General features: G+C 34.1%; 5 protein-coding genes. All 5 read right to left on the reverse strand.

Annotated features, from left to right (window positions below; all coding sequences use genetic code 11):
- Nucleotides 1-242 (reverse strand): HK97 gp10 family phage protein (locus BUB63_RS12925; protein WP_143290297.1); only part of this gene is annotated, 242 nt, incomplete at its 3' end.
- Nucleotides 235-546, reverse strand: coding sequence for a phage head closure protein (locus BUB63_RS12930; RefSeq protein ID WP_073250396.1), 312 nt, complete (start codon nt 544-546; stop codon nt 235-237). The genes BUB63_RS12925 and BUB63_RS12930, both read right to left, overlap by 8 nt.
- 19 nt (nt 547-565) lie before the next feature.
- The gene (locus BUB63_RS12935; RefSeq protein WP_073250389.1) at nt 566-1,135 is read right to left on the reverse strand and encodes a head-tail connector protein; all 570 of its coding nucleotides are present in this window, start codon (nt 1,133-1,135) and stop codon (nt 566-568) included.
- A 10-nt stretch (nt 1,136-1,145) separates the two neighbouring features.
- On the reverse strand, nt 1,146-1,562 hold the full coding sequence (locus tag BUB63_RS12940) for a hypothetical protein (RefSeq protein WP_073250391.1): 417 nt from the start codon (nt 1,560-1,562) through the stop codon (nt 1,146-1,148).
- A 15-nt stretch (nt 1,563-1,577) separates the two neighbouring features.
- Nucleotides 1,578-2,540: phage major capsid protein (locus BUB63_RS12945; protein WP_073250394.1), on the reverse strand; the 963-nt coding region annotated here is incomplete at its 5' end.

Consider the following 2,540-nt stretch of genomic DNA (forward strand, 5'->3'; position numbering starts at 1 on the left):
CCTTTATTTGGACCTATTTTTATATAATCTACTCCATTTTCCTTTTCTATATCTGACATCTTTATATTATCCGCCATATGTTTTTTATTTAAAATAGATCTTGGCGCCTTCTTTTCCATAGAATTCTTAACAAGTGTTCCAGCTTTTATTAACGTATTCTTTTTAATAACTTCTCCCTTTGTCCCAAGTTTATTAACTCTATCTATAAGTTCCTGCATACCTTCAAGCTCTATTTTAGCCAATGCTTTCAACCTCCAAAGCCCTTATTTCAATAAATCTATTTTCATACTTTATATTATCTATGAAGGTTATTTCATACTGTTTCCCTCTAAATGATATTCTCATACTGTTATCTATCCCATCTATATACCTTATTGTAAACTTTACAGTTTTTTCTGCATTTAAAGTTGCAGCTTCAAAGTATTCTCTGCCATAGAGGTTTGATATGGATGCCCAAACTGTCTTAAAATTTTCATAGGTTTCAGTTTCAAAGCCATTATCATCAGTAGCTTTTACTGGTTTTAGTATTGTAATTCTGTGTCTCATATCACCAATATTCAATCTTTCACCACCTCGGAACCCAAAAGGGCCTTAATAGTGTTGATACTCCAAAGGGAATTTCCTTATAGTCCTTTGTTGTTAGATTCTCTCTACTTTCGTAAAAGTGGGATGTTAATATAAGAATCGCTTGCTTAACTGGCATAGGTGCTTCACTATAGCCTGTCCTGTATTTTATTTTTATTGAACCTATTCTTTCCAAAGACTCTTTAGGCCATCCTCTCTCTAAACTTGGGTATATTAAACTTTCATCATATCCTTTTAGAACATAATAGTCATATCCTTCGGTTAATTTTAATTCTTGGTTATTTTTATCAACACATAAAACTTCCAATACTTCAATAAGAGGTGGCATTGGAAGTTCAATATATGCATATTTTTCTTTAGGATTTACAACATATTCATAAGTCTTCTCAACAAAACTTCTTCCTGTAAATATTTCAGCATACTCCCTTGCAGCTTTAATATATGAGGAGATGATGCTATCCTCATCATCTCCATCAACTCTTAAATGGCTTTTTACTTCTTCTAAAGTTAGAACATCTGCTTTTGGTCCTTCAATAACTTTAAGATTCATTTAACCACCTTCATTCTGAATATCTTGGGTTGTCTAATATAGCATAAATTGCACCAGCAACAGTTGAACCTTCAACCGCAGTTAAATTTAGCTTTATTCTATCAACTTCTCTTGAAGCTAAAAGCATATCGGTTACCTTTATCCTATAAAACTTAACTGCACCTGATGTTCCACCAATTGTAATTTCTTGTCCTTCTTCATTAACTTCAACAAACTCATTATTCTTTTCAGCAAATAAAAAAGGAACATCAAGAGCATCTCCGTCTACACCTTTTCTACCTTGTATAGTAACTGTAGATATCCCTTCTGTCCCCTCTCCACTTTCTATTAAAAATGTTACTTCTTTATAGTTTTTAAGTTCTATTTCATTTGTGCTAATAGGTGATGAAAATATTGTCCCAGGAACTTTTAAATCAACTATCTTCATTCTCTATTACCTCCTTTAGTTTCTCTTTGCAAGTGCTACAAATGGGCTTATTGCTCCGCTTCCCTTATATGGTGTTAGAGGCTTATTCCATAGTGGCTGTCCATCTACTCTGTAAATAAACCTAAATACATTCTCATCATAAAGGAATCTTACATGAATTGAGCTTGCAGCATTTATTCCGCCTTTATCAATTAAAACATACTGGCTCATGTCGGCTAATATAATATCCCCTACTTCTCCAACTTGTGAGCACTGCTCAATTGGAACAACTGGCCTTCCAAGAAGTGTAGCATATGGTGCTTCAGATAATCCTCCTGCTGGGATATATACTGGTTTATCTCCAACCTTTAGGGTATATAAAATAGGCTCTAATTCTTGATTTACAAACCATACAGCACTTGATCTGCTTCTTGCCCATAGTCTTGCCCACATATTTAGTAGATTTTCAACAGTTATAATCTCTGTTTGTCCATTATCCTTTGGAACTTTTACAAGTGCATCAGAGTTTAATATTCCAAGTGGCTGGCCACTGCCTGTTCCGTTTATAATGGCATCATCAATTTTAAATCCAAACTCCTCTGCAAATGCCTGCATTATTACACTTTCAAGTGCAGCAGCATCTTGCAGTAGTTCATCGGTTGCATAACAAAGTCCTGTTAGTTTCTTTAATGATAGGTCCATAGTTCTAAATTTAGGCTTTGATGCTGTAATCTGTTCTGCTTCATTTTCCCAGTAGGTTTGAACACCACCCCATCTTGAACCATTTGCTCTTGATGTTTCATCAACTGCGTTTATTTTTAATCCATTAGAATTAGTTGATATTGGTATTCTTCTAACCCTTGATGCTAAAATACCTGTTTCATAAGTTCTCTTTAAAAGTTCTGATACAAAATCCTTTTGAACTAAAAATCCTCCATCTGATGGAACTGACTCATTAAGTCCTAAAGCTGCTCTTGTTGTTAGTCTTGTATCAACTTT

The organism is Caloramator proteoclasticus DSM 10124, from assembly GCF_900129265.1.
In the GTDB taxonomy this organism is placed as follows: Bacteria; Bacillota; Clostridia; order Clostridiales; family Caloramatoraceae; genus Thermobrachium; species Thermobrachium proteoclasticum.

What these genes read in the sequence shown, in the direction of transcription:
- BUB63_RS12930 (WP_073250396.1), bottom strand. Translation starts at nt 546, where the DNA reads ATGAGACACAGAATTACAATACTAAAACCAGTAAAAGCTACTGATGAT.
- BUB63_RS12935 (WP_073250389.1), bottom strand. Translation starts at nt 1,135, where the DNA reads ATGAATCTTAAAGTTATTGAAGGACCAAAAGCAGATGTTCTAACTTTA.
- BUB63_RS12940 (WP_073250391.1), bottom strand. Translation starts at nt 1,562, where the DNA reads ATGAAGATAGTTGATTTAAAAGTTCCTGGGACAATATTTTCATCACCT.